This window comes from Pseudomonas morbosilactucae, from assembly GCF_023241715.1.
In the GTDB taxonomy this organism is placed as follows: Bacteria; Pseudomonadota; Gammaproteobacteria; order Pseudomonadales; family Pseudomonadaceae; genus Aquipseudomonas; species Aquipseudomonas morbosilactucae.
In genome coordinates this window covers 1-2,904 of sequence record NZ_JALQCW010000138.1, presented here as the reverse complement: position 1 = coordinate 2,904, position 2,904 = coordinate 1, and the positions used below count along the sequence as shown (strand labels likewise).

Here is a 2,904-nt window from a genome sequence, read left to right as displayed (position 1 = left end):
CTGGCTTTGGCAGCCTGCTCCTTCAGTGTTCCGAGGCGTTCCTGGATCTGCCCCGCCGCGCTCAACCGCCTGGCTGTACTTCGCGGGCCACCTCGCCGATCACTGACTGAGCTGCCGTGATGCCGCGCAGGGTCCGCTGCAGCTTGGCGCCCAGCGCTGGCCCCACAAAGGGCACGTTCTCCAGCTCCGATGCGGCGCCGCTGATGTCGCTGATAGCACCGTTCATGGGCCCCAGCATGTCATCGGCACTACGTCGGCCAGCCTCTCCCGCGGCCACCAGGGACTGGAGCCCTGACTGCAGTTGCTCCATGTAGGCCATGGCACCTCCTTAAACGTGTGGTTCATCCGATAGCTGACGGGCCGCGGCCTGGCGGCTGAATTCGTCGAACATCCGGCGCAGGTGGGGCTCAACTTCGCGGGCCAGTTGAGCGGGGTCCTTGACGTCTCCCTGGACCGAGACGGGCATGTTTGGCGCAAAGGTGAATTGCTGGTCGACCTTGGGCGGTGCTGCTTTCGCAGACTCGGGCGCTTGAGCATCGCCGGCGCCGCAGCAGACGGTGTACCGGTCCCCATCGAGCGCACCACCTGCCCCATCAGCGGGGGTGTCTGGCCGGTCTTGAACGACTTCGCAATATCACCCAGGACCGGTGGGATGTTCTTCCCGGCGTTCGCCATCATGAGCGGCCCAGCGATGGGCATCGTTTTAAGCGACTCGTCGGAACCGAACAGCGACTTGCCTGCAAAAGAGCCAAGAGCGTCACCGCCCCAGTAACCGAGAGCGCCACCAACGACGACACCAATAGCGCCCCCGATGGCTGTGCCAAGTCCTGGCACGATTGAGCCAAGAGCAGCTCCAGCCGCCGCGCCCATTTTGGCTCCAACGATGGTGCCCGCTAAACCACCCACCGCCCCGCCATACCCTTCGGCCTTTTCATCTCGGGTGACGGCGTTGTCGTAGGTGTCCTTGGCCTTGACGACGGCCCCGACCACAGCCAGCAGGGTGCCAAATTTAATGAAGTTAGTGACACCGCGACCGATGCTGGCAGCACCAGCGCGGACACCCAGCCCACGGCCAGCACCACGCCCACGACCACCACGCCCGCCCTTACGGCCCTTCTTATCCTTACCGCCATCCGTGTCGTAATCACCACCACCCGCCCCTGGGTTGGTGACAAAGACCCGCTGAATCACGTTCGGGTTACCCATCATCGATCCGCGGGCCACGTTGAGCATGCCCTTGCCGATCTTGAACGCGGAGACCACGCTTTTCAGGGCGACAAGCCCAGCGCCCAATGCGGTGATCCCCAGTACCAGGGGAGGCGCCTTTTCAGTGAGGCGAGTCAGCGAACCGGCCACCACCGTGATGTGCTTGGCCACCGCATCCGTGGCCGGGCGCAATGCGTCACCCACCGCACGCATGGCGTCGTTCATGGCATGGCCTGTTTCGGCCCACAGTTGAGAGGAGGTTTCCCGGCGTTCAGCCAGGTTCTTGTCGAGAATGCCGGTGGCGTTCTTCGACTCGGCTTTCAGTTGTTCATACAGCGCCTTGTTCTGAGAGAAGGCCGTGAGCGCCGCCTTGACCTGCATGTCGGCGAAGATATCGCCGGTGCGCAGGGCTTTCTCCAACGACTCCAGCATGGCCTTCGCCTTGGCCGGATCCGTCTCCTTGCTGATAGCGGCCGTCGCCTCGGCCATCTTCTTGGCCTGCTCAGGGTTGGTCGCCTCGACGTAACGCTGGGCCAGCGCAAAGCTCGACTCCAGGGTCGACATGCCTTTTTGAATGCCGCTGTTCAGCGAGGACTGGTAATCGATGCCCGCATCCTTGTAGGCCTTGACTACCTCACCGGAGCCGATTTTCTCCATCCAGTTTTTCAGGTTGTTGGCCGCCTCATCAGAGCCGCCGGCGGTCTTCATTTGCACCTGCAGCATCGAGCCCAACTGACTCACAGAGTCCAGCCCGGTGATGCCGATCTTCTCCATGCCGGCCAGCATCTGCGGAAACCACTTGGCCATGTCCGCGGCCTCAAAGCTGCCCGCCTGGCCCTGCATGGCGATAGCCTCCAGGGCCTTTTCCATCATCTTGGGGTCGACGATCTTGGCGTTCTGCTGCAGCGCCTGAATCATGTTCGCCGTGTCGACCCCGGTTGCGCCCTGCCCCACGGCGAACTTGGCCGCCACTGGCGCATAGGCCAGCGCCTTGTCCAGCTCCATGCCGGCACCGACCAACTGGTTCACCAGGTCAGCCACGTCATTGCGGCCCATCCCGGTGTCTTGCGAGGTCTGAATGATGGTGCGCGTCATCTGGGCTTCTTGCGGCTTGTTGGCCACGTCCGCCTTGATCGCGATGTCACGGATGATTGCCTGATAGTCCGCGCTGATTTTAGTAGGGATCGACACCACCCCAACCCCTGCCACCGCCTGGCCGATCCCTGACTTGAGGCCCTCCTTACCTTCCTTGATCTGCTGGTGCCCTTTCATCTGCAGATCTGCACCCTTGGCCACCCGGCCGAGGGCCTGGTATTCCTGGCGCAGCTTGTGCACTTGAACACCCTGTTTGCGCAGGCTGTCCAGGTTCCCCTCCAACTTGCGCAGCAGCCCGGCCGCCGAGGCGGCGCCGGTGTCGTGGGCTTTCTTCCATTCGTCCCGCAGGCGCATGGTTTCGCCGATGGTGCTCTTCAGCACCTTGGCCCGGTTACCCTGCTCTTCCAACTGCTTGATCCGGCCTTCAACCGTCTTGAAGGCGGCGCCCACCGTCGCGCTGACGGCGCCACCAATCACCAACCCTATCGCCAGTCTGCTCGCCATCTGTCGCCCCTATGCCCGAAGTGATCGGCTCAGTCCGTGAGCCACCAGACCATGTCGCTAAAACGCATGGTCGTGATTTCCTCGGCGGAAAAATGCAGC

2 protein-coding genes are annotated in these 2,904 nt (G+C 62.8%); both read right to left on the bottom strand.

Going from position 1 to position 2,904, the window contains the following annotated elements:
* Positions 1-61 precede the first annotated feature (61 nt).
* The gene (locus M1B34_RS34270) at positions 62-226 is read right to left on the bottom strand and encodes a hypothetical protein (protein WP_425273567.1); all 165 of its coding nucleotides are present in this window, start codon (positions 224-226) and stop codon (positions 62-64) included.
* On the bottom strand, positions 223-2,805 hold the full coding sequence (locus tag M1B34_RS33375; protein WP_268267400.1) for a phage tail tape measure protein: 2,583 nt from the start codon (positions 2,803-2,805) through the stop codon (positions 223-225). Before M1B34_RS33375 ends, M1B34_RS34270 begins: the two co-directional genes overlap by 4 nt.
* Positions 2,806-2,904 lie beyond the last annotated feature (99 nt).

Excerpts from the sequence above, each read along its gene's own strand:
- M1B34_RS34270 (WP_425273567.1), bottom strand. The coding sequence starts at position 226 with ATGAACGGTGCTATCAGCGACATCAGCGGCGCCGCATCGGAGCTGGAG.
- M1B34_RS33375 (WP_268267400.1), bottom strand. The coding sequence starts at position 2,805 with ATGGCGAGCAGACTGGCGATAGGGTTGGTGATTGGTGGCGCCGTCAGC.